Raw genomic sequence first — 22,337 nt, forward strand, 5'->3', positions numbered from 1 at the left:
TCTTGCCTTTTGCATTTCAGCGTAGTAAATTTACACATCAACCCTCACGCTTTTTTACCTCAGATCTCACTATGGCTCTTACCGATTTTGACCTGGTTCTGTTCGGCGGCAGCGGCGACCTGTCGATGCGCAAATTGCTGCCCGCCATGTATGCGCGCGACGTCGCCAACGACCTGCCCCCTACCGCCCGCATCATCTGCGTGGGCCGGGCCGAGGCCAGCCAGGAAGAGTTCCTGCACACGGTAGAAACCACGTCGCGTCCGCTGATCAAGTCGCCGGCGGTGGTGCCGGCCATCTGGGCGCGCTTTACCGCGCGCATCGTGTACGTGTCGCTCAATGCCACCGACAGCCGCAGCTACGGCCCGCTGGTCGAGGCGCTGCGCCAGGACAGCGCCCTCACCCGCGTCTATTATCTGGCCACGCCGCCGGCGATCTTCGCGCAGATCTGCGACAACCTCAAGGAAAACGGCCTGGTCACGCCGAGCTCGCGCGTGGTGCTGGAAAAGCCGCTGGGCCGCGACCTGGCTTCGGCCAAGCAGATCAATGCCGAAGTGGGCAAGGTGTTCGAGGAATCGCAGATCTACCGCATCGACCACTACCTGGGCAAGGAAACCGTGCAGAACCTGCTGGCCCTGCGCTTCGGCAACATCCTGTTCGAACCGCTGTGGCGCCGCGAATGGATCTCCGACGTGCAGATCACCATCGCTGAAAAGCTGGGCGTGGGCAACCGCATGGGGTACTACGACACCTCGGGTGCGCTGCGCGACATGCTGCAAAACCACCTGCTGCAGCTGCTGTGCATCGTGGCCATGGAACCGCCGACCTCGATCGCGCCGGACGCCGTGCGCGATGCCAAGCTGCAGGTGCTGCGCTCGCTGAAAAAATTCACGCCGACCACGCTGGCGCAAAACATCGTGCGCGGCCAGTACCGCGCCGGCCATGTCGACGGCAAGGCCGTGCCGAGCTACCGCGACGAACCCGACGCACCGGAACATTCGCGCACCGAAACCTTCGTTGCCATGAAAGCCGAGATCGACACCTGGCGCTGGGCCGGCGTGCCGTTCTACCTGCGCACAGGCAAGCGCATGGCCGACAGCCTGGCCGAGATCGTCGTGCGCTTCAAGCAGATCCCGCACTCGATCTTCGCCCAGCCGACCAATAGCTTCCAGCCCAACTCGCTGGTGATCCGGCTGCAGCCGGACGAAGGCTTGCGCATGAACCTGATGGCCAAGACTCCGGGCGACGGCATGCGCCTGAAGCAGGCCGAACTCGAACTCGACTTCCGCGAGCAGTTCAAGTCGCCGCGCATGGAAGCGTACGAGCGTCTGCTGCTCGACGTGTTGCGCGGCCAGCTGACGCTGTTCATGCGCGGCGACGAGCTGGAAGCGGCCTGGGAATGGGTCGAACCGATCCTCGACCACTGGGAATCGGACGACAGCTATCCGGTGCCGTACTCGGCCGGCACCTGGGGCCCGGCCGCCTCGTCGGCACTGATCAGCCGCGAAGGCTTGCAGTGGCGCGAAGAAGCGCTGCCCGAAGACTGAGCGGACCACGTCCCGCATGCTGCTCGACTCGATCCGCACCCAGCTCGACTCGCTCTCCAAGTCGGAGCGCAAGGTCGCGCTGGCCGTGCTCGACCATCCTGGCCAGACCGTCAGCCAGAACATCACGGCGCTGGCCAAGAGCGCGCAGGTGTCCGAGCCGACCGTGGTGCGCTTTTGCCGCACGCTCGGCTACGACGGCTGGCACGAGTTCAAGCTCAAGCTGGCGCAAGGCCTGGCGCTGGCCCTGCCCGGCCTGAACGAGCAGCCGACCCAGGACGACCTGGCGTCGGACCTGGTCAACAAGATCTGCAGCCGCTCGATCAACACCCTGCTCGACCTGCGCAACAACCTCGACCCCGACGCCATCCAGCAGGCGCTCGACATCCTGTCCAAGGCCAACAAGATCGAGTTCTATGGCCAGGGCACGTCCGGCATCGTTGCTGCCGACGCCCAGCACAAGTTTTTCCGCTCGGGCGTGCCGACCGTCGCCTATGCCGATCCGCACATCCACAGCATTGCCGCCGCCCTGCTGCGCGCGGGCGACGCCGTGGTGGCCATCTCGCAGCGCGGCAACAGCCCGTCGCTGGTGCGCTCGGTGAAACTGGCGCGCCGCGGCGGCGCCGACGTCATTGCGCTGGCGCCGTCGGGCACGCCGCTGGCCGACCTGGCCACGGTGCTGATTCCGATCGACCTGATCTTCAATACCGACCCGTACACGCCGATCTCGGCGCGCCTGGCTTACCTGGTGGTGATCGATGTGCTGGCGGTGGGACTGGCCCTGCAACGCGGTCCGGATTTCCGCAAAAAAATGCAGAACGCCCAGAAAGCCCTGCAGGAATTCGACTTGCAATTCGACTCCTTCATCGGTTGATGTCATAATTTGACAACCTTGCACCGGCCTTGTGCGTCGGTGTGTTGTCGCACATGGCCGACGCCAGAGTACTTCTATACTTCCCTTATGCTACAGTGTGAATAATTCTCCATATGCAAGTTTGCACAATGGTTAATTTCACGCGTGGCATGTAGTGCCCGTGAGAGTGGACATGACCAACTTTTCTTTCGCCAACCCTTCCTCCGATACCGTCTTATCGGCCCGCATTCCGCTGTTGCAAACCGGTGTGCCGGGGTTCGACCAGATTCTGGGCGGCGGCTTTCCCGCGCACAGCCTGTACCTGCTGCAGGGCCTGGCCGGCAGCGGCAAGACCACGCTGGCCTGCCAGATCGGCTACCACCACGCGCACCAGGGCAAGAAGGTGCTGGTGCTGACCCTGATCGCGGAAACCCACGGCAAGATGCTCAACCACCTGAGCAGCTTCTCGTTCTTCGACGAGCAGCTGGTGGGCGACCGCATCGTCTTTCTCGGCGCCTACCCCGAGCTGCTCAAGGGCGGCCTGCGGCAGTTACTGAAGTCGATTGCCAGCACGCTGGCCGAGCAGCGCCCCGACATCATGATCATCGACGGCTTTCGCACCGTGCGCGAAGCCAAGCCATCGGACGTGGCGCTGTCCGAGTTCATGCTGTCGCTCAATTCGCTGGTCTCGACCATGCGCTGCACGACCTTCCTGCTCTCGCCCACGGAAGGCAACGTGGCGGACTCGGAGAATACGCTGGTCGATGGCTTGATCGAACTGAGCCAGTATGAGCACGGTCTCAACCTGATCCGCGAGATCAAGGTGTTCAAGCTGCGCGGCAGCAAGCACCTGCTGGGCCGCCACGTGTTCGAGGTGGGCGCCGACGGTGTCGCCATCTATCCGCGCCTGGAGGCGGTGAGCACCGCCAGCGGCGCCACGCCCGGCGTTTCGCGCCAGCGCCTCGGTTTCGGTATCGAAGGCTGGGACCGCCTCACGCACGGCGGCGTCACGCGGGGCTCCACCACGGCGCTGCTTGGCAACCCGGGCGTGGGCAAGACCCTGATGGGCATGCATTTCATCTACGAAGGCCTGAAGCGCGGCGAACCGTGCCTGGTGGTCGGCTTTTACGAGTCGCCCGAAGCGCTGCTGGAAAAGGCGCGCAGCGTGGGCCTGGACTTCCGCAGCTATTACGAGAGCGGCGCCTTGCAGGTGATCTGGCATCCGCCGCTCGAAATCCTGGTCGACAGCCTGGCCCACACGGTGCTGCGCAATGTCGAGGCGCGCCAGGTCTCGCGCCTGCTGATGGATGGCATCGACGGCATGCGCGAGATCGTCATGCACCCGGGGCGTTCGCGCTCGTTCCTGTCGGCCTTCGTCAACGAGCTGCGCTGCCGCAACGTCACCACCTTCTTCACCCAGGAGCTCGCGTATTTCGGACAGAGCCCCGGCGATGGCGAGATCGCCGCATCGATGCTGTTCGAAAACATCATCCTGCTGCGCTACGTGGACGTGAACGGCATCAACCGCCGCCAGATCGGCGTGCTCAAGCTGCGCGAAAACGGCTACGACGCCGCCAACCACATCCTGCTCATTTCCGATCAGGGCATGAGCATCGAAGAAGCGGTGTCGGGGCCGGTCCACCCGACGCCGCCGCTATAGAAGAGATGCCATGAGTGACTTCCCCCTCCATCCCGATACCCACCAGGACGGCAAGCTGATCCTGGTGGTGGACGACGAATTCGACGTCCTGTCGGCCTATACCATGTTGTTCGAGTACCGCGGCTACCGCGTGTGCACGGCCGGCAATGGCGAGGAAGCGCTGGCGGTGGCTGCCGTCGAGCGGCCCGGCATCGTGATTTCCGACTACATGATGCCGGTGATGGATGGCGCCCAGCTGTGCCGCCAGTGGCGCGACGACCCTGCGCTGCGGCACATACCGTTCATCCTGACCAGCGCCGGCCTGCTGCGCCGCGGCGACGTGCTGCCCTACGATGCCTTCTTCCGCAAGCCGGTGCCGTTCGAACCGTTGCTCGCCGAGATCGCCCGCCTGATCGCCGCGCACAAATAGGTTGTTGTTGTACGGTGTTATCTTTCCGCTTTGTCCATGCTTGAGTACAATGAAGCAATCACTCACTCGGGCAGCGCCATGAACCAACTCGAACAACTCAAGCAATTTACCACCGTGGTCGCCGACACCGGGGATTTCCAGTCCATCCAGGCCTACACGCCGCGCGACGCCACCACCAACCCGTCGCTGATCCTGAAAGCGGTGCAAAAGGACGAGTACAAGCCGCTGCTGGAAAAAGCCGTGCGCGACAATCTCGACCGCTCCACCAGCGACACCATCGACCACCTGCTGGTCGCCTTCGGCAAGCAGATCCTGCGCGTGATCCCGGGCCGCGTCTCGACCGAAATCGACGCCAGCCTGTCGTTCGATACCGAGGGCTCGATTGCCAAGGGCCGCGAACTGATCAAGCTGTACGAGGCCGCCGGCATCGAGCGCGAGCGCGTGCTGATCAAGATGGCCAGCACCTGGGAAGGCATCCGCGCCGCCCAGGTCCTGGAAAAGGAAGGCATCCACTGCAATATGACGCTGCTGTTCTCGCTGGGCCAGGCGATCGCCTGCGCCGAAGCGGGCGCCCAGCTGATCTCGCCCTTCGTCGGCCGCATCTACGACTGGTACAAGAAGTCGACCGGCATCGAGTACGCGCCGGCCGACGATCCCGGCGTGCAATCGGTCAAGCGCATCTACAACTACTACCGCAAGTTCGGCTACCGCACCGAGGTGATGGGCGCCAGCTTCCGCAACACGGGCCAGATCCTGGAACTGGCCGGCTGCGACCTGCTCACCATCAGCCCCGACCTGCTTCAGCAGCTGGCCGACACCGAAGGCACGGTCGAGCGCAAGCTGAGCCAGGAAAGCGCCCCGGCCGCTGCGGCGATGAAGATGAGCCTGGACGAAAAGAAATTCCGCTTCCAACTCAACGAAGACCAGATGGCCACCGAAAAGCTGTCCGAAGGCATCCGCGCCTTCTGCGCCGACACGGGCAAGCTCAAGCAAATCATTTCCGGCATGCGCTGACACTTCTCACACTTCGGGGTCCGATCCCAATGCCGTGAGTTAAGCGAAAAGTATTAATTTTGTTAGCATGAAAACGTCGTCCCTGCGCAGACGGGGACCCAATTGGGCTGACACGTCGACGCATCTCGCAGAACTTGGGTACCCGCCTTCGCGGGTACGACGGAGATGAAGACCTTAACTTAACGGCATTGGGGTCAGATCCGAAACAGGCGGTAAATGTTGATGTCTCCAATCACGATACGGCTGGGCCAGGCGGCGCGGGAGCGGATTGCGCGCGAGGGGGTGCGCGCTGCCGATGTGGCCGTGGTGCCGGCGGCGGCCGGTGGGCCCAAGGGGCTGATCCTCAATGGCCTCGATCTGTGGCTGTTCGGCAGTTTTCTCCAGCAGGCGCCGCGACCGCGCAAGCTGGTCGGGGCGTCGATCGGCGCCTGGCGCATGGCCGCCTCGGCGTTCGATGACCCGGTGGCCGGACACCGGCGGCTGGCGCACCTGTATGCGCATCAGCGCTACCCGGCCAAGGTCACGCCCGCCTATATCAGCCAGAACATCGGCCAGCTGCTGGACGAACTGCTCGATGGCCGCGCTGGCGAAATCCTCGGCCATCCGCACCATCACCTGAATGTGCTGACCGTACGCGGTACCGGGGCGCTGGGGCGCAGCAACGGCGTGCGCTGGCGCGAGACGACGGGCTTCCTGCTCGCTGCTGCCGGCAACGCCATGGCGCGCAGCAGGCTGGCCGCATCGATGGAGCGCGTGGTGTTTCATCACCCGCACGACGATGCGCACTGGCTGCGCCAGCCGTTCGATGCGTTCGCCGGTCATTTCGTGGCACTCGGCCACGCCAACCTACGCGACGCCCTGCAGGCGTCGGGTTCGATTCCGCTCGTGCTCGAAGCGGTGACCGGTATCGCCGGCGCACCGCCGGGGCCGCACTGGGATGGCGGCCTGATCGACTACCACCTGCACCTGCCCTACCAGCGCGACCCCGGCCTGGTGCTGTATCCGCACTTCAGCGACCACCTCGTGCCTGGCTGGCTCGACAAGTCCATGCCCTGGCGCCGGGCCCGCGGTGCGGCGCTGGATAATATGATCCTGGTGTCGCCCTCGCCCGACTTCGTTGCCGGCCTGCCCAACGGCAAACTGCCGGACCGCAAGGACTTCACGGTCTATGGCCAGCATCACGACACCCGCATCCGTCACTGGCTGCACGCGATCGGCGAAAGCGAACGGCTGGCCGAGGCCTTTGCCCGCTGGTGCGAGAAACCGGACCTGAACGCAACATTGCCACTGTAAGTAAATCACATTGTTACCAATAAGCAACAATGGAATCCGATTATCAGTGACTGCCATGTTTCCCACAGGCATACTTGAGCCCTGCTAGCCAGCATCACACACAACAGGGATCACACCATGAAGTTTCTTACGCACACGCGCATCGGCACGCGTCTGGCCGCTGCTTTCGGCATCGTTCTTTTACTGGCACTGGTCGCCACCACGGTCGGCCTGCTCAATGCCCGCCAACAGGCAGCCGCCACCCGCGACATGATGGAAAAGCCGCTGGCCAAGGAGCGGCTGGTCTCCGACTGGTACGTACTGATGTATTCGGCCATCGCCCGCACCGAGCTCATCGCCCGCAGCTCGGACACCGCGCTGCCGACCGTCTTCGCCGACGTGATCGCCGCCAGCAGCAAGCGCGGGGCCGAACTGATGGGCAAGGTCAAGGAGCTGGTGGCCAGCGACGAGGAACGCGCCATGTTCGACCGGATCGTGGTCTTGCGCACCAATTACCAGAACCTGAAAACGGCGGTCGGCAATGCACGCAAGGCCGGCGACGCGGCTGCCGCCGAAAAAATCTTCAACGATGAATTCACGCCGGCCGCCAAGGCCTACACGATCGCGGTCGAGGGGCTGCTGACGTACCAGCGCAAGGCGATCGACGACACCGCCCGCGCCATCGACGCCGCCAACGTCCGCGCCAACGGCTTGCTGTTGCTGCTGACGGTACTGATGGTCACCATCGGCTCGGCGGCAGCGTGGATCATTACCAGGTCGATCACGGCGCCGCTCAAGTCGGCCGTCGACATTGCCGCCACCGTGGCCAGGGGCGACCTCACCACCCGCTTCGACGCGTCGGTCCAGCGCTCGGAAATCGGCGAACTGATGACGGCATTGAAGGGCATGAACGATGCGCTGCGCAACGTGGTCAGCCAGGTGCAGACCGGCACCCGCACGATCGCCAGCGCTTCGCAGGAGATCGCCGCCGGCAACCTGGACCTGTCGCAGCGCACCGAGGAGCAGGCCAGCTCGCTCGAGGAAACCGCGTCGTCGATGGAGGAACTGACCTCCACCGTGCGCCAGAATGCCGACAATGCACGCCAGGCCAACCAGCTGGTCAAAACGGCGTCGGACGTGGCTGAAAAAGGCGGCGCCATCGTCAGCCAGGTGGTCGATACCATGGGCAGCATCAACGATGCCTCGCGCAAGATCTACGACATCATTTCCGTGATCGACGGCATCGCGTTCCAGACCAATATCCTGGCGCTCAATGCGGCAGTGGAAGCGGCGCGCGCGGGCGAACAGGGACGCGGCTTCGCCGTAGTCGCTTCGGAAGTGCGCAACCTGGCGCAGCGCTCGGCCGGCGCGGCCAAGGAAATCAAGGAACTGATCGGCAATTCGGTGGAGCAGGTCGACATCGGCGCCAGGCTGGTGCAGGATGCCGGCACCACCATGGACGAAGTGGTGGCCAGCGTGCGCCGCGTCACCGACATCATGGGCGAGATCAGCTCGGCGTCCAGCGAGCAGAGCATCGGCATCGATCAGGTGAACTCGGCCATCACGCAGATGGACCAGGTGACGCAGCAGAACGCGGCGCTGGTGGAGGAAGCGGCGGCAGCGGCGTCGAGCATGCAGGAACAGGCCGAGCGCCTGGCCGAGGTGGCGGCATCGTTCCGGCTGGAACCCGGCGCGGTGGTAACGCCGGCGGCGCACCGTCCGGCGCCGGCCTCTCAGTTGGCAACCGCGTCGGCAACGGCGTCGGCACACAGGCCAGCACACGGGCCGGCCAGCAAGCCGGCCAGCAGGTTGACCATGAAGTCGACAATCACGTCGCCGATACCGCCGGCCGCCGAGCCGAAGCCGGCTACGGCGTCGCGCAAGCCGGCCACCGTCGGCAGCGATAGCGACTGGGAAGAATTTTAAGCAGCGAGCGCAGGTCCGTCACCTTTGTACCGGCGGACCGCCGCGCAAGCGCGGATCCAGTTTCCTCGCGCAGCCATCGCGCCATCAGCATCCCGCTGCGCGCCGACGGCTGCAAGGGTGACGCCCGCCTCACGCCGCCAGAAACATCTGCTGCAGATCGTTGAGGAAACGCTGCCCCAGCTCGGTCGGCCGGATTACCTGGTAATCGCGGTAAATCAGTCCCTTGGCCTCCGCCGCATTCAGGGTTTTTTCAATCGCATTGATGCTCATGCCGGTGCGCTCGGCAAACAGGTTGGGGTCGAAGCCGCCGCGCAGGCGCAAGGTGTTGAGCATGAACTCGAAACCCATGTCCTCGCGTGAAATTTCATGCTCGTCCTGCACCGGCGCACCGAGCCTGACCTGGTCCATGTATGCGCGCGGCTGCTTGTAGCGCGCCTGGCGCAGCACCCGGTGCGGGAACGACAGCTTGGAATGGGCGCCGGCGCCGATACCGAGGTAGTCGCCGAATTCCCAGTAATTGAGGTTGTGGCGCGCGCGCCGGCTCTCTTTCGCGTACGCCGACACTTCGTAGTGCTGGTAGCCGTTGGCAGCCATGACGTCGGCAATCATGTCCTGCATGTCGGCGCTGGCGTCGTCGTCGGGCAAGGCCGGCGGATACTTGGCAAACAGCGTGTTGGGCTCCATCGTCAGATGGTACAGCGACAAGTGCGGCGGCGCGAACGCCAGCGCGGTGTCGAGGTCCTGGCGCGCTTCGGCCAGCGTCTGCGACGGCAGTGCGTACATCAGGTCGAGGTTGAAATTGTCGAAATGGTCGCGCGCGATCTCCACCGCGCGCCTGGCTTCGCCGTCGTCGTGGATGCGGCCCAGCGCCTGCAGGTGGCGGGCATTGAAACTCTGGATGCCGATCGACAGGCGGTTGACGCCGCTGGCGCGGTAGCTGCGGAATTTCTCGGCCTCGAAGGTGCCGGGATTGGCTTCCATCGTGATCTCGGTATCGCTGTCGAGCGGCAGCAGCGTGCGCACGTCCGACAGCAGCCGGTCCAGGCCGGCGGCCGACATCAGGCTTGGCGTGCCGCCACCGATGAAGATCGTGTAAATCTTCCTGCCCCAGATCAGCGGCAGCGCCATTTCCAGGTCCAGCCGCAGCGCATCGAGGTATTCCTGTTCGGGGAAGGCGCCGCCGTCCTTCGCCTCGTGCGAATTGAAATCGCAATACGGGCACTTGCGCACGCACCACGGAAAATGGATGTAGAGCGACAGCGGCGGCAGCGCGGTCAGGTTCAGTGCACCGCTTTTCAGGTACTTGAGGGCGACACCGGCCGCGTCGCCGAGGTCGACCGGCGCGGCTGGCGTGCTGGTGGCCTTGCCAGCGGCGCCGACGATCTTAATCGGGATCATTTCAGCTTCTCGACCAGCGCGCGCAGGGCCTGGCCGCGGTGCGACAGCGCGTTCTTCTCATCGGACGTGAGTTCGGCCGCGCACTTGCCCAGTGCCGGGACGTAGAAGTACGGATCGTAGCCGAAGCCGCCGCTGCCGCGCGGTGCGTCGAGCATTTCGCCATGCCACATACCGTCGGCGATGATCGGCTGCGGGTCGTCGGCATGGCGCACGAACACCAGCACGCAGTAATAATAGGCCGAGCGGTCGGCGTGGCCGGCCAGGTCGGCCACCATCTTGGCGTTGTTGCGGGCGTCCGATTTCGGTTCGCCGGCAAAGCGCGCAGAATGCACGCCGGGCGCGCCGCCGAACGCGTTGATGCACACGCCGGAGTCGTCGGCCAGCGCCGGCAGGCCGGTGATGCGCGCCGCGTGGCGGGCCTTTTGCAGCGCGTTCTCCACGAAGGTGTGGAACGGCTCGTCCGCCTCCGGCACGTCGTACTCGCCCTGGGCGTGGACCGAGTAGCCGACGGTGGCAAGCAGCTGGTTGAATTCCTTGAGTTTGCCGGCGTTATTGGAGGCGAGGATCAGGCGTTGGGTCATGGCGATGGCAGCTTCGGATACGGGAAGCCGCCATTGTAAACCGTTTGCAGGAAAGCGAACCTCAGGCCAGGCCCAGCGCCTGTTTTTGCAGCACGATCAGGTCGGCAATGCCGGCTTGGGCCAGGTCGAGCAGGCGGTTCATGCCGTCGCGGTCGAAGGCCGCGCCTTCGGCCGTGCCCTGCACCTCGATGAAATGACCGGCGTCGTTCATGACCACGTTCATGTCGGTATCGCAGCTCGAGTCTTCGAGGTAGTCGAGGTCGAGCACCGGCATACCCTGGTACACGCCGACCGAAATGGCGGCCACGAAGTTTTTCAGCGGGATGGCCGGCACCGCGCCGCGCGCCACCAGCTTGGCAAACGCATCGTAGGCGGCCACCATGGCGCCGGTGATCGACGCCGTGCGGGTGCCGCCGTCGGCCTGGATCACGTCGCAGTCGAGGTGGAGCGTGCGTTCGCCGAAGGCCTCGAGGTCGAAGGCAGCGCGCAGCGAGCGGCCGATCAGGCGCTGGATTTCCTGGGTGCGGCCCGACTGCTTACCGCGCGCCGCCTCGCGGTCCATGCGGGTGTGGGTGGAACGCGGCAGCATGCCGTATTCGGCCGTCATCCAGCCCTGCCCCTTGCCTTTCAGGAAACCCGGCACCTTGTCCTCGATGCTGGCAGTACAGATCACCTTGGTGTCGCCGCATTCGATCAGCACCGAACCTTCGGCGTGCCGGGTGTAGTCGCGGGTCAGGCGCAGCGTGCGCAGGGCGTCGACGGCGCGGCCGCTCGGGCGGGATTGGAAAGTCATGGTGTAATTCCTTGCAGTTTGATCGTCCGGCAGCATAGACCACAACGTGCGCCAGCACAACCGGGCTGAAACTGGCTGTAGTTCCGGTAAACAATACTGAACCCACTGGACGTAATTTTCTTTACAATGCAGTTTCCAGCAATTTCCAGACCAGCGGGCAAGGGTAAAGGGGGCGTGGTGGAGCGCAGCCACCCATCCTGCTGAACCGGCCGGAAGCTGGATCGATGACTGTTTTGTAAAAGATTAATCGGGGATATCCATTGAGCATTTCCAGCATGACGGGTTACGCGGTCGCCACCAGTGAGAGTGCGGCAGGCACACTGACCATCGAGATCAAGAGTGTCAACTCCCGGTTTCTCGACCTTCAGTTCCGAATCAACGACGATTTACGCGCGCTGGAACCCGATCTGCGCGCGGCGATCATGGCTGCCATCACGCGCGGCAAGGTCGAACTGCGCCTGAGCTTTGGCCGCAAGGCCGCCACCGGCGGCGCCCAGGCGCTGAACCTGCCGCTGCTCACCGAGCTGCAACGCCTGCAGGCCGAGGTGGGCGCGCACTTCCCCGCCGCGCAGGCGATGTCGGTGGCCGAGCTGCTGCGCTGGCCCGGCGTGATCGAGGAAGCGCAAATCGGCCAGGAGTCGCTGCAGGCCGACGTGGCCGCACTCACCGTGCGCACGGTGCAGGCCTTCGTGCAGAGCCGGCAGCGCGAAGGGGCGGCGCTCGAAGCGATGCTCATTTCCCGCATCGAGGCGATGGAAGCGATCGTCAAGCGCATCACGCCGCTGATACCGCAGGTGGTGGCGGCGTTCCAGCAAAAAGCGGTCGAGCGCATGCAGGATGCGCTGGGACTGGCCTGCCAGGGATCGAATTCGTCGCTGTCGCGCCAGGATGCGCTCGAGCGCATCCGCCAGGAAGTGATCCTGTACGGCATCCGCATCGACGTGGCCGAAGAACTGGGCCGGCTGTCGGCGCACCTGGGCGAAACCCGCCACATCCTGAAAAAAGGCGGCCAGGTCGGCAAGCGCCTCGACTTCATGATGCAGGAACTCAATCGCGAAGCCAACACTTTGGGCGCCAAGGCGTCGGTCAAGGAGCTGGCCGACGCGTCGATGGAGCTGAAACTGCTGATCGAGCAGATGCGCGAGCAGGTGCAGAACCTCGAGTAAGCGCGTTACCGCAGCCGACTACAGCAGCTTGTCGAGCTTGAGCACCTGCACCTCGGCCTTGCCGGCCACTTCCTGCAACAGCGTCTGGAAATGGGGCGTGGCTTCATGCGCGGTCAGCGCCTGCTGATCGCGCCACGTCTCCAGCATCACGAACCGTCCCGCCTGGCCGATATCGGCATGCAGCTCGTAGCGCGCGCAGCCCGCTTCGGCGCGGCTGGGCGCAACGATTTTTTCCAGCGCGGCCTGCAGTGCGGCTTCGTGGCCGGGCTTGGCGGTCAGGGTGGCGACGACGATCAGGTCTTTCATGGGTTTTCCCGTTCAATGAGTAATACGGTCACTATTGGGTTCGTTTGCAAAAGGAAAAGAGCCCGGCCGTAAAAATCCCGCTATGATCGCAGCTCAACTTGGCTGGGGAGCGCAGCATGGCGACGTCAATTCGGGTGGGCATCGGCGGATGGGAGTATGCGCCCTGGCGCCAGACGTTTTATCCGCCAGGCGTGACGCACAAAAAGGCGCTGGCGTATGCCAGCCGCCAGGTGACCAGCATCGAGATCAACGGCACCTACTACCGCACCGCCAAGCCCGAGCACTTTGCCGCCTGGCATGCGCAAACGCCGGACGACTTCGTCTTTTCCGTCAAGGCCAGCCGCTATGCCAGCAACCGCCGCGTCCTGGCCGAAGCGGGCGAGTCGGTCGAACGTTTCGTCCACAGCGGCCTGGCCGAACTGGGCGACAAGCTCGGCCCCCTGCTATGGCAACTGGCGCCCACCAAGCAGTTCGATCCCGACGACCTCGCAGCTTTTTTCAAGCTACTGCCGGCCAAGCTCGGCACGCGCAAGCTGCGCCACGTGCTCGACGTGCGCCATCCGAGCTTCATGTGCGAGGAGTACCTGAAGCTGGCGCGCAAGCACAAGGTGGCCACCGTGTTTGCCGACGCACCCGACCTGCCCTCGTTTGCCGACGTCACCGGCAACTTCGTCTATGCGCGCCTGCTCAACGCCAGGAGCGCCCGTGCCACCGGCTACACGAAGCCGGCGCTGAAACAATGGGCCGAGACGGCAGGCCAGTGGCAGCAAGGCGGCACCCCGGCAGCGCTGCCGCTGGTAGGCGCCGCGCGCGACAGCAGCAAGCCGCGCGACGTCTTCATCTATTTCATCAACGGCGCCAAGGAGCGCGCGCCGGCAGCGGCGCAGCACCTGCTGGGATTGTTGTAAATCGGAGCGCATGCATGGCTCTTGGTAGAATACGTCTTTGAGCGCCGGTCCGGCGCTTTTTGACGTAGTCTGAAAGAAAAACATGAGCTTAACCAATGCTTTCGCCGGCAGCCTGTTCGTGGTCGCTGCGCCGTCCGGCGCCGGCAAGTCCACCCTGGTCAACGCCCTGCTGGCGCAGGAACCATCGATCAAGCTGTCGATTTCCACCACCACGCGCCAGCCGCGTCCCGGCGAGACCCACGGCGAACAATACTGGTTCACCACTGCCGAGGATTTCGTCGCGCGCGCCGAGGCCGGCGAATTCCTGGAATGGGCCGAAGTGCACGGTAATTACTACGGCACCTCGCGCATCATGGTCGAGCAGCAGATGAAAACCGGCACCGATATCCTGCTCGAAATCGACTGGCAGGGTGCACGCCAGGTGAAGAAGCAATTCCCGCAGGCGACCGGCATTTTCATCCTGCCGCCATCGATCGCCGCACTCGAGGAACGGCTGAAAAAACGCGCCACCGACGAGCCGCATGTGATCACCCGCCGGCTGCTGGCCGCAGGGGGCGAAATCGCCCACGCTCCCGAGTTCGAGTATGCTATCATCAACGAAGAATTCGCAGTCGCGCTGTCCGAGCTGACCGCGATTGTCAGAGCGGCCCGTTGCCGGTTTGCGCAACAAGCGGCACGCAACGCCTCGCTATTTGCCCAGTTGGGTATCCACGCCGAATAAAGATTTTAGGAGCTACACCATGGCACGCATTACTATTGAAGATTGCCTCAAGAACGTCCCTAACCGTTTCCAGCTGACCCTGGCTGCTACCTACCGCGCGCGCCAGCTGCTGCAAGGTCACACCCCGAAAGTGGAAGCCAAGGACAAGCCTACCGTCGTCGCCCTGCGTGAAATCGCCGCCGGCAAAGTCGGTCTCGAAATGTTGAAAAAGGTTCCCATGTAAGGGCACCCGCGTTCCGCAGATGGAGCATGCAAAGAGCGATCCCGCGGCGGCGGTCCGGCACGCCGGCAACGCCGCCGGTCGTCCGGTAGTATGATGACACTGCAAGCTGCTCTCCAACCTGCCCACGGAACGCATACGTATGAATCTGATCCCTGCCGACCCGACACTGAACGCCAAGCCCGCCCGGGCCAAACAGACGGCCAGCACGCCGGCTGCCGCTGCGTCAGGTGCGGCGTCGGTTGCGCCTTCGGGCGCACACGCAGGGGATAGCACCGCCTCCACCATCGCAGCATCCGTGCCACCACCAGCTCCCCCCGTGATTTCCTCGTCGCCCCTGGCCACGCCCACGCTGACCGCCGGCGTCGCCTCGGTTACCCACCTGACCGAAAAACTGGCCGACTACATGCAGGCTGCCGACCTGAAAAAGGTCAAGGAAGCCTACCGCTTCTCGGACGAAATGCACCTGGGCCAGGTGCGCAAGTCAGGCGAACCGTACATCTCGCATCCGATCGCGGTGGCCGAGATCTGCGCCGACTGGAAGCTCGACGCCCAGGCCATCATGGCGGCGCTGCTGCACGACGTGATGGAAGACCAGGACGTCAAGAAGGACGAACTGATCGAGCGCTTCGGCGCGCCCGTGGCCAACCTGGTCGATGGCTTGTCCAAGCTCGACAAGATCGAGTTCCAGAGCCAGATCGAAGCGCAGGCGGAAAACTTCCGCAAGATGCTGCTGGCGATGGCGTCCGACGTGCGCGTCATCCTGATCAAGCTGGCGGACCGGCTGCACAATATGCGCACCATGGAGGTCATGGCGCCGAACAAGAAGGCCCGCATCTCGCGCGAGACCATGGAAGTGTATGTACCGATCGCGCACCGCCTGGGGCTGAACAATATCTACCGCGAGCTGCAGGACCTGTCGTTCTCGCACCTGTACCCGCTGCGCTACCGTACGCTGGCCAAGGCGGTCAAGGCGGCGCGCGGCAACCGGCGCGAAGTGGTGACCAAGATCCTCGAATCGGTCAAGAATACGCTGGGCGTGGCCGGCATCGAGGCGGAAGTGTATGGCCGCGAAAAAACGCTGTTCGGCATCTACAAAAAGATGCGCAGCAAGCACCTGTCGTTCTCGCAGGTGCTCGACGTGTACGGCTTCCGTGTCGTGGTCGATACCTTCCCCAACTGTTACGTGGCGTTGGGCACCCTGCACTCGCTGTACAAGCCGATGCCGGGCAAGTTCAAGGACTATATCGCGATCCGCAAGCTCAACGGCTACCAATCGCTGCACACCACGCTGATCGGCCCGTACGGCACACCGGTCGAGTTCCAGATCCGCACCCAGGAAATGCACCGCACTGCCGAGTCCGGCGTGGCCGCGCACTGGCTGTACAAGAACGCCGAGTCGAATCTGACCGACATGCAGCAGCGCACCCACGCCTGGCTGCAGTCGCTGCTCGACATCCAGCAGCAGACCGGCGACTCGGCCGAGTTCCTCGAGCACGTGAAGGTCGACCTGTTCCCCGATTCGGTGTACGTGTTTACGCCCAAGTCGAAGATCATCGCCCTGCCGCGTGGCGCCACGCCGATCGATTTTGCCTACTCGATCCATACCGGCATCGGCGACCACACGGTGTCGGCCATGATCAACCACGAGCCGGTATCGCTGCGCACCGAACTGCGCAACGGCGACATCGTCGAAATCGTCACCGATGCGAATTCGCGCCCGAGTCCGAGCTGGCTGTCGTTCGTGCGCACCGGCAAGGCACGCTCGGCGATCCGCCACCACCTGCGCACCATCAATCTGCCCGAATCGATCACGCTGGGCGAGCAGCTGCTGTCGCAAGCGCTGACCTCGCTGGGCATGGCGCCGGCGCTCGAAGAGCACCTGACCGAGCGCCTGCTCAACGAATCGAGCGCCCGCTCGCTCGACGAGCTGTATGCCGACATCGGCATCGGCAAGCGCATGGCCGCCCTGGTGGCGCGCCACATCTTCGGCCTGCGCGGCGGCGAATCGGCCAGTGCGCCGATCGACCACAACAGCGCCGCCGAGCTCGATCCGGTCACCATCTGCGGCAGCGAAGGCGTGTCGGTCCAGCTGGCGCCATGCTGCCTGCCGATCCCGGGCGACGCCATCATCGGCCAGCTGCGCCGCGACCAGGGCTTGCTGGTGCACACCAACGACTGCACGGTGGCCAAGCGCCAGAAGATCAAGGAACCGGACCGCTGGATCGCGGTCAAGTGGGGCAGCGGCATGAACCGCCGTTTCGATTGCCGCATCAAGCTGTTGATCAACAACGAAAAAGGCATCCTGGCCCGGGTAGCGGCCGAGATCGGCGAATCGGACGCCAACATCACCTATGTCGGCATGGACGAGGACAAGGACAACGTGCTGCACCAGCTGCGCTTCACGATCCAGGTCAAGGACCGCGTCCACCTGGCCGGACTGCTGCGCAATGTGCGCCGCGTGACCGGAGTGAACCGCATCCTGCGCGAGCGCAGCTGAAGCAGCCTGGCGCTCAGTGCGGCGCCGGGTAACTCACCGACAGGATTTCCAGCTCATCGACCCCATGCGGCGCCTGGAAGGTGATCACATCCCCTTCGCGCGCCTTGGTCAGTGCGCGTGCCACCGGCGCCACCCAGCTGATCTTGCCGTTCAACGGGTCGAGCTCGTCGATGCCGACGATGGTGATGGTGCGCTCCTGTCCGTGCTGGTCGCTGTAGGTGACGGTGGCGCCGAAGAAGATCTGGTCGCTGCCGTGGTGGACGCTGGGATCGACGATGGCGGCCGAGTCGAGGCGCTTGGTCAGGAAGCGGATGCGGCGGTCGATTTCGCGCAGCCGCTTTTTGCCGTAGATGTAGTCGCCGTTCTCGGAACGGTCACCATTGGAGGCGGCCCAGTGGACGATGCGCACGACTTCCGGCCGGTCGACATCGATCAGCTGCAGCAATTCGTCCTTGATGCGCTGGTAGCCCTCGGGCCGGATATAGTTCTTGGACCCGGGCGGGATGGCCAGCGCCAGCGCGACGGCTTCCTCGTCGTCGTCACCGTCCGATTCTTTGACAAAGGCTTTATTCATGCGGCGTATTGTACCGCGCTGCTTTTCCGCAAACGTTTTTGTTTGTTTCACGTATTATGCAGCCAGAGAACCGACCCGAGGCCCGATGAACTATTTCCGACGCTTGCACCGCTGGCTGTTCGCACCGCTCGTGTACCTGGCCGCGCTGCTGTTGCTGCTGGAAGACTGGCTGTGGGACCTGGGCGCGGCACTGATGCGCCGCCTCACCGCCTGGCCACCGCTCGCGCACCTCGAGCAATGGATCTGTCGGCGCGGACCTTACGCCGCGCTGGTGCTGCTGCTGTTGCCGGCCGCGCTGCTGTTTCCCGTCAAACTGCTGGCGCTGTGGGCGCTGGCCCACGGCCATGCGCTGCTGGGCCTGCTCGTGATCGTGCTGGCCAAGGTGGTGGGCGCTGCTGCCGTGGCGCGCCTGTACCTGCTCACGCGCCCGGTGCTGCTGACCATCGTCTGGTTTGCCCGCCTGCTGGGCTGGTTCCTGGCGCTCAAGGCGCGCTGGATTGCGCGTCTGCACGCTACCGCCGCCTGGCAAACCATGCTGGCGCTGGCGCAGCGCCTACGCTGCTGGCGCCACAGTTCTCCGCTGGCGCCGCGCAGCTGGCGCGGGCGCTTCCGCCGCCTGCTCAAGCGGGTACGCGCCCGCCTGCGCGCCTGACTCCCCACCACGACAAGCGAATGCCATGAGCGCAGACTTCCCGCCCCCGCCCGGTGTTGTACCCGGTGTTGTACCCGATATTATCCCCGCTGTTGCCTCCGACCTGGCCGCCGAGCTGGCGCAGATGCGCGCCCGGTTCGAAGCCATCGTGTCCAATACGCCCGGCCTGGTGTACCAGTTCGTGCGCGAAGCCGACGGCAGCGTATCGTTTCCCTACCTGAGCGACGGCTGCCAGGCCTTGCTGGGCCTGACGCCGGCGGCGCTGCACGCCGCGCCCGAACACTTTCTCGACCTGATCCTGCCCGAGGACCGCGGCGCCTACCTGGACGCCATGCAGGCCTCGGCCAGTGCGCTGTCGGGCTGGAACTGGGAGGGCCGGATCTGGATCGACGCCTGGAAAGACGTCAAGTGGATCAACCTGCGCGCCACGCCGCATCCGCTGCCCGGCGGCGCCGTGCGCTGGGATGGCATGATGACCAACATCACCGCGAGCAAGCAGGAGCAGCACGAGGTGCGGCAGTCGCGCGCGCGGCTGGCCGAACTGAGCGCCCACACCGACCGCGTCAAGGAGCAGGAACGCACCCGCATCGCGCGCGAGATCCACGACGAGCTGGGCGGCAACCTGACCGCCATCAAGATGGCGCTGGCCATGCTGGCCGCGCGGCTCGACGACGCCGACCCGGCCCTGCGTGAACGCACCGACTACCTCGACGCGCTGGTGGACCGCACCATCGACGCCGTGCACCGCATTTCGCTCGACCTGCGCCCGGCCCTGCTCGACCTGGGCCTGGTCGCGGCGCTCGAATGGCAGGTGCGCGAATTCGACCGGCAGGCCGGCATCGACACCACGTTCAGCTACAACCAGCGCGACATGGGCCTGGACGAAGACCAGTCCACCGCGCTGTTCCGCATTGCCCAGGAGGCGCTGACCAATATCGCCAAGCATGCGGAAGCGTCGCGGGTCAGCGTCAAGCTGGCGCGGCTGCGCCACTACGTCAGCCTGAAGATCACCGACGACGGGCGCGGCATCCGCCAGGCCGATCGCGCCAAGCCGGCCTCGTTCGGGCTGCGCGGCATGGCCGAGCGCACCCGGGCACTGGGCGGCACGCTGACCCTGAGCCATGCACCGGGCGGCGGCACTGTGGTGGCGATCAAGATCCGCCACGAAAGCCCGTGCGGCGCCGCGACGGGGCTACAATAAGCGACGCCATCATCCCAATGCGCCACAGAGCGCTTGCACCATAGAGAACACCCCATGAGCGAAAAAGCCATCATCAAGGTCTTTATTGCCGACGACCATGCCATCGTGCGCGAGGGCCTGAAACAAATCCTGGCCGAGACGCGCGACATCATCGTGGCCGGCGAGGCTGAAAACGGCCTGGAAGCGGTCAAGCTGTTCCGCAAGTCCGGTTGCCAGGTCATGCTGCTCGACATTTCCATGCCCGACCGCAGCGGCATCGACGTACTCAAGCAGATCAAGAAGGAAAAGCCGGACCTGGCAGTGCTGATGCTGTCGATGCACCGCGAAGACCAGTATGCGATCCGTTCGCTCAAGGCCGGCGCATCCGGCTATCTGACCAAGCAGAGCGCGCCGCGCGAACTGGTCAATGCGATCCGCCAGGTCGCGGGCGGCCAGAAATACATCAGCCCGGCACTGGCGCAGGAGCTGGCCAACCACGTGGGCGAAGACCACGAAGCGCCGCCGCACGACACGCTGTCGGACCGCGAATACCAGACCCTGATCATGATTGCCTCGGGCAAGCCGGTCGGCGTGATCGCCAAGGAGCTGTCGCTGTCGGTCAAGACCGTCAGCGAATACCGTGCCCGCCTGCTGGTCAAGATGAAGCTCAAGAACAGCGCCGAATTGACACACTATGCGATCAAGAACCAGCTGATCGATTAAGGAGAACCACGGTGGGCGCTGGCGCGGGTAAAATAACAACCACTAGTTCCATGTTGATTGCCAAGCAGTACATAGTCTATACAGGAAGGAAAGATGTATTTCCGCGCCTGCTCCGCGCAATGAGGTGTGCGGCATGGGCCTATCATGCTACAACCAACTAAAAAGCCCACAGAGGTTCCATGTCCAGCAAACCCGCCTCCCCCGAGCAGAACCCGGCAGACATCGCGCGCGAAGCCTTCAAGCGCCTGGCGATGCGCCGCATCTCGCCGACGCCCGACGCCTACCGCGAGATCTACAACGAAATCGCCGGCATCACCGAGCCGGCCGCAGCGGCGCCGGTAGCCAGCATCGACCCGGGACCGGAATCGGTGCTGAGCCAGTTTGCCACGCGCCTGACCGACGGTACCGGCGACCTGGCCGACTTCGGCCGCCGCTTCAACCGTGCCGTCAAGTCGCGCGACTGGGACGGCTATGCGCGCATGTTGTCGCAACTGGTAGAAAAACATTTTATTAGCAAGAAGCCCGGCATCGAAGTGGCCGGCATCGGCAATGTTGGCGGGGTGGCCGGCGCTGCCGGCCCCGAGGCCGAGCAGAGCCGCGCCTTGCGCGAACTGCTCAGCCGCACGCTGACGTTCGCGGTGGCGTCGCTGCTGGCGGGCGCGCCGGCGCTGGCGGCCGAGGCCGAATCGCTGGGCGCGGCCACGCGCGAAGCCCACAGCGAGGAAGCGCTGACCGAGATCGGCCTGCGCCTCAAGCAGCTGTGCTTCCAGATCGAGGTGCGCGGCGCCGACAGCGGCGAACAGCAGGAATTGCTGCTGCGCCTGTTCAATCTGCTGCTGGAAAACGTCAGCGAGCTGCTCGACGACGACAGCTGGCTGCGCGGCCAGATCGAAGCCGTGCAAAACCTGATCGCCGGCCCGCTCGACGTGCGCGCGCTCGAAGACGCCACCCGCAGTCTGAAGGAAGTCATCTACAAGCAGGGCCAGCTCAAGCACAGCCTGTCGGACGTCAAGCTCACCGTCAAGAACATGATGATGACGTTTATCGACCGCCTCGGTGCCGTGGCCGCGTCCACCGGCGACTTCCACGAAAAGATCGGCGGCTACTCGGACAAGATCAGCAAGGCCGACAATATCGCCGAACTCAACACCATCCTCGACGACGTGCTCAAGGAAACCCGGCTGGTGCAGGCCGAGGCGCTGAAAGCGCGCGACAAGATGGTGCTGGCGCGCCAGGAAGTGCAGGACGCGGAAAGCCGCATCCACGCGCTCGAAGCCAAGCTCCAGCATTTGAGCGAACTGGTGCGCGAAGACCAGTTGACCGGTTCGCTCAACCGGCGCGGCCTGGACGACGTGTTCGAGCGCGAAACGGCCCGCTCGGACCGCCGCGGCACGCCGCTGTGCATCGCCGTGCTCGACCTCGACGATTTCAAGAAGCTCAACGACACCTACGGCCACATCGCCGGCGACGCCGCCTTGAAGCACCTGGTGAAAATCGTCAAGGAAACGCTGCGCTCGATGGACGTGATCGCCCGCTTCGGCGGCGAGGAATTCCTGATCCTGATGCCGGAAACCTCGATCGAGGCGGCGGCGTCCACCATGACCCGCCTGCAGCGCGAACTGACCAAGCACTTCTTCCTGCACGATAACGAGAAAGTCCTGATCACGTTCTCGGCCGGCGTCGCGCTGCGCCGTCCCAACGAGGAGCAGACCGAACTCGTCAAACGTGCCGACAAGGCCATGTACACGGCCAAGCAGACCGGCAAGAACCGTGTGGTGATGGCGGAATAAGACACTCGAGCTTAGCGAATAAGAAATTTCTCGCCATCCCTAAATTATTGCGGCATGCTGACGTAGAACAAAATAACGACGGTTTGAGTGCCTCGTCGCGCGGAGGCAGACCAAAGTGAACTGAGCACCCAGCTTGCACGGTAGTAGTCT

21 protein-coding genes are annotated in these 22,337 nt (G+C 64.3%); 16 read left to right on the plus strand and 5 right to left on the minus strand.

Features of this window, described 5'->3' with window-relative positions; translation table 11 throughout:
* Window positions 1-71 precede the first annotated feature (71 nt).
* The 7 genes from zwf to ASF61_RS14375 all read left to right on the plus strand — a co-directional run bounded on the left by zwf (window position 72) and on the right by ASF61_RS14375 (window position 8,675).
* A complete protein-coding gene (gene zwf, locus ASF61_RS14345; protein ID WP_056156965.1) occupies window positions 72-1,544 on the plus strand; it encodes a glucose-6-phosphate dehydrogenase in 1,473 nt (490 codons plus the stop codon).
* Window positions 1,545-1,560: 16 nt separating this feature from the next.
* Window positions 1,561-2,415, plus strand: coding sequence for an SIS domain-containing protein (locus tag ASF61_RS14350; RefSeq protein WP_056156968.1), 855 nt, complete (start codon window positions 1,561-1,563; stop codon window positions 2,413-2,415).
* Window positions 2,416-2,587: 172 nt separating this feature from the next.
* Window positions 2,588-4,054: an ATPase domain-containing protein gene (locus ASF61_RS14355; RefSeq protein WP_056156970.1), complete on the plus strand. Its 1,467-nt coding sequence runs from the start codon at window positions 2,588-2,590 to the stop codon at window positions 4,052-4,054.
* 10 nt (window positions 4,055-4,064) lie between these two features.
* Window positions 4,065-4,463, plus strand: coding sequence for a response regulator (locus ASF61_RS14360; protein ID WP_056156972.1), 399 nt, complete (start codon window positions 4,065-4,067; stop codon window positions 4,461-4,463).
* A gap of 78 nt (window positions 4,464-4,541) precedes the next feature.
* Window positions 4,542-5,477 carry a transaldolase gene (tal, locus tag ASF61_RS14365; RefSeq protein WP_056156974.1) on the plus strand — a complete coding sequence of 312 codons (936 nt, stop codon included), beginning with the start codon at window positions 4,542-4,544 and terminating at the stop codon, window positions 5,475-5,477.
* Window positions 5,478-5,696: 219 nt separating this feature from the next.
* A complete protein-coding gene (locus tag ASF61_RS14370; RefSeq protein ID WP_082491757.1) occupies window positions 5,697-6,770 on the plus strand; it encodes a lysophospholipase in 1,074 nt (357 codons plus the stop codon).
* A 117-nt stretch (window positions 6,771-6,887) separates the two neighbouring features.
* On the plus strand, window positions 6,888-8,675 hold the full coding sequence (locus ASF61_RS14375) for a methyl-accepting chemotaxis protein (protein ID WP_056156977.1): 1,788 nt from the start codon (window positions 6,888-6,890) through the stop codon (window positions 8,673-8,675).
* Between the two features lie 129 nt (window positions 8,676-8,804).
* Here ASF61_RS14375 and hemW read toward each other — a convergent pair whose 3' ends face one another.
* The 3 genes from hemW to rph all read right to left on the minus strand — a co-directional run bounded on the left by hemW (window position 8,805) and on the right by rph (window position 11,447).
* A complete protein-coding gene (gene hemW / locus ASF61_RS14380; protein WP_056156978.1) occupies window positions 8,805-10,073 on the minus strand; it encodes a radical SAM family heme chaperone HemW in 1,269 nt (422 codons plus the stop codon).
* On the minus strand, window positions 10,070-10,654 hold the full coding sequence (gene rdgB, locus ASF61_RS14385; protein WP_056156980.1) for an RdgB/HAM1 family non-canonical purine NTP pyrophosphatase: 585 nt from the start codon (window positions 10,652-10,654) through the stop codon (window positions 10,070-10,072). The genes hemW and rdgB overlap by 4 nt, the downstream gene beginning before the upstream one ends.
* Window positions 10,655-10,715: 61 nt before the next feature.
* A complete protein-coding gene (gene rph, locus ASF61_RS14390) occupies window positions 10,716-11,447 on the minus strand; it encodes a ribonuclease PH (protein ID WP_056156982.1) in 732 nt (243 codons plus the stop codon).
* Between the two features lie 275 nt (window positions 11,448-11,722).
* Between rph and ASF61_RS14395 the strand changes: the two genes are divergently transcribed.
* Entirely contained in the window at window positions 11,723-12,613 is an 891-nt protein-coding gene (locus ASF61_RS14395; RefSeq protein ID WP_056156984.1) for a YicC/YloC family endoribonuclease, read from the plus strand.
* Between the two features lie 18 nt (window positions 12,614-12,631).
* On the opposite strand, the gene ASF61_RS14400 is transcribed toward ASF61_RS14395, so the two are convergent.
* On the minus strand, window positions 12,632-12,919 hold the full coding sequence (locus ASF61_RS14400) for a putative quinol monooxygenase (RefSeq protein ID WP_056156986.1): 288 nt from the start codon (window positions 12,917-12,919) through the stop codon (window positions 12,632-12,634).
* 116 nt (window positions 12,920-13,035) lie between these two features.
* Between ASF61_RS14400 and ASF61_RS14405 the strand changes: the two genes are divergently transcribed.
* The 4 genes from ASF61_RS14405 (at window position 13,036) to ASF61_RS14420 (ending at window position 17,268) form a co-directional block, all read left to right on the plus strand.
* Window positions 13,036-13,827, plus strand: coding sequence for a DUF72 domain-containing protein (locus ASF61_RS14405; protein WP_056156987.1), 792 nt, complete (start codon window positions 13,036-13,038; stop codon window positions 13,825-13,827).
* Window positions 13,828-13,909: 82 nt separating this feature from the next.
* Window positions 13,910-14,548 (plus strand): guanylate kinase, encoded by a 639-nt coding sequence (gmk, locus tag ASF61_RS14410; protein ID WP_056156989.1) that lies wholly within the window; start codon window positions 13,910-13,912, stop codon window positions 14,546-14,548.
* Window positions 14,549-14,567: 19 nt separating this feature from the next.
* Window positions 14,568-14,771, plus strand: coding sequence for a DNA-directed RNA polymerase subunit omega (gene rpoZ / locus ASF61_RS14415; protein ID WP_005665923.1), 204 nt, complete (start codon window positions 14,568-14,570; stop codon window positions 14,769-14,771).
* Window positions 14,772-14,910: 139 nt separating this feature from the next.
* The gene (locus ASF61_RS14420; RefSeq protein WP_056156991.1) at window positions 14,911-17,268 is read left to right on the plus strand and encodes a bifunctional (p)ppGpp synthetase/guanosine-3',5'-bis(diphosphate) 3'-pyrophosphohydrolase; all 2,358 of its coding nucleotides are present in this window, start codon (window positions 14,911-14,913) and stop codon (window positions 17,266-17,268) included.
* A 13-nt stretch (window positions 17,269-17,281) separates the two neighbouring features.
* Here ASF61_RS14420 and greB read toward each other — a convergent pair whose 3' ends face one another.
* Entirely contained in the window at window positions 17,282-17,842 is a 561-nt protein-coding gene (greB, locus tag ASF61_RS14425; protein WP_056156992.1) for a transcription elongation factor GreB, read from the minus strand.
* Window positions 17,843-17,927: 85 nt separating this feature from the next.
* Here greB and ASF61_RS14430 point away from each other — a divergent pair, with 85 nt between their 5' ends.
* From ASF61_RS14430 to ASF61_RS14445, 4 genes are all read left to right on the plus strand, one after another.
* Window positions 17,928-18,494: a hypothetical protein gene (locus ASF61_RS14430; RefSeq protein WP_056156994.1), complete on the plus strand. Its 567-nt coding sequence runs from the start codon at window positions 17,928-17,930 to the stop codon at window positions 18,492-18,494.
* Between the two features lie 25 nt (window positions 18,495-18,519).
* A complete protein-coding gene (locus ASF61_RS14435) occupies window positions 18,520-19,695 on the plus strand; it encodes a histidine kinase (protein ID WP_373994549.1) in 1,176 nt (391 codons plus the stop codon).
* 54 nt (window positions 19,696-19,749) lie between these two features.
* Window positions 19,750-20,397 carry a response regulator transcription factor gene (locus ASF61_RS14440; protein ID WP_056156999.1) on the plus strand — a complete coding sequence of 216 codons (648 nt, stop codon included), beginning with the start codon at window positions 19,750-19,752 and terminating at the stop codon, window positions 20,395-20,397.
* Window positions 20,398-20,576: 179 nt separating this feature from the next.
* Window positions 20,577-22,187 carry a GGDEF domain-containing protein gene (locus ASF61_RS14445; RefSeq protein WP_056157001.1) on the plus strand — a complete coding sequence of 537 codons (1,611 nt, stop codon included), beginning with the start codon at window positions 20,577-20,579 and terminating at the stop codon, window positions 22,185-22,187.
* The last annotated feature ends 150 nt before the right edge of the window (window positions 22,188-22,337 follow it).

The organism is Duganella sp. Leaf126, from assembly GCF_001423125.1.
Lineage (GTDB): Bacteria > Pseudomonadota > Gammaproteobacteria > Burkholderiales > Burkholderiaceae_D > Rugamonas.

Coding starts and splice junctions, on each gene's coding strand:
- zwf (WP_056156965.1), top strand. CDS start 72: ATGGCTCTTACCGATTTTGACCTGGTTCTGTTCGGCGGCAGCGGCGAC.
- ASF61_RS14350 (WP_056156968.1), top strand. CDS start 1,561: ATGCTGCTCGACTCGATCCGCACCCAGCTCGACTCGCTCTCCAAGTCG.
- ASF61_RS14355 (WP_056156970.1), top strand. CDS start 2,588: ATGACCAACTTTTCTTTCGCCAACCCTTCCTCCGATACCGTCTTATCG.
- ASF61_RS14360 (WP_056156972.1), top strand. CDS start 4,065: ATGAGTGACTTCCCCCTCCATCCCGATACCCACCAGGACGGCAAGCTG.
- tal (WP_056156974.1), top strand. CDS start 4,542: ATGAACCAACTCGAACAACTCAAGCAATTTACCACCGTGGTCGCCGAC.
- ASF61_RS14375 (WP_056156977.1), top strand. CDS start 6,888: ATGAAGTTTCTTACGCACACGCGCATCGGCACGCGTCTGGCCGCTGCT.
- hemW (WP_056156978.1), bottom strand. CDS start 10,073: ATGATCCCGATTAAGATCGTCGGCGCCGCTGGCAAGGCCACCAGCACG.
- rdgB (WP_056156980.1), bottom strand. CDS start 10,654: ATGACCCAACGCCTGATCCTCGCCTCCAATAACGCCGGCAAACTCAAG.
- rph (WP_056156982.1), bottom strand. CDS start 11,447: ATGACTTTCCAATCCCGCCCGAGCGGCCGCGCCGTCGACGCCCTGCGC.
- ASF61_RS14395 (WP_056156984.1), top strand. CDS start 11,723: ATGACGGGTTACGCGGTCGCCACCAGTGAGAGTGCGGCAGGCACACTG.
- ASF61_RS14400 (WP_056156986.1), bottom strand. CDS start 12,919: ATGAAAGACCTGATCGTCGTCGCCACCCTGACCGCCAAGCCCGGCCAC.
- ASF61_RS14405 (WP_056156987.1), top strand. CDS start 13,036: ATGGCGACGTCAATTCGGGTGGGCATCGGCGGATGGGAGTATGCGCCC.
- gmk (WP_056156989.1), top strand. CDS start 13,910: ATGAGCTTAACCAATGCTTTCGCCGGCAGCCTGTTCGTGGTCGCTGCG.
- rpoZ (WP_005665923.1), top strand. CDS start 14,568: ATGGCACGCATTACTATTGAAGATTGCCTCAAGAACGTCCCTAACCGT.
- ASF61_RS14420 (WP_056156991.1), top strand. CDS start 14,911: ATGAATCTGATCCCTGCCGACCCGACACTGAACGCCAAGCCCGCCCGG.
- greB (WP_056156992.1), bottom strand. CDS start 17,842: ATGAATAAAGCCTTTGTCAAAGAATCGGACGGTGACGACGACGAGGAA.
- ASF61_RS14430 (WP_056156994.1), top strand. CDS start 17,928: ATGAACTATTTCCGACGCTTGCACCGCTGGCTGTTCGCACCGCTCGTG.
- ASF61_RS14435 (WP_373994549.1), top strand. CDS start 18,520: ATGAGCGCAGACTTCCCGCCCCCGCCCGGTGTTGTACCCGGTGTTGTA.
- ASF61_RS14440 (WP_056156999.1), top strand. CDS start 19,750: ATGAGCGAAAAAGCCATCATCAAGGTCTTTATTGCCGACGACCATGCC.
- ASF61_RS14445 (WP_056157001.1), top strand. CDS start 20,577: ATGTCCAGCAAACCCGCCTCCCCCGAGCAGAACCCGGCAGACATCGCG.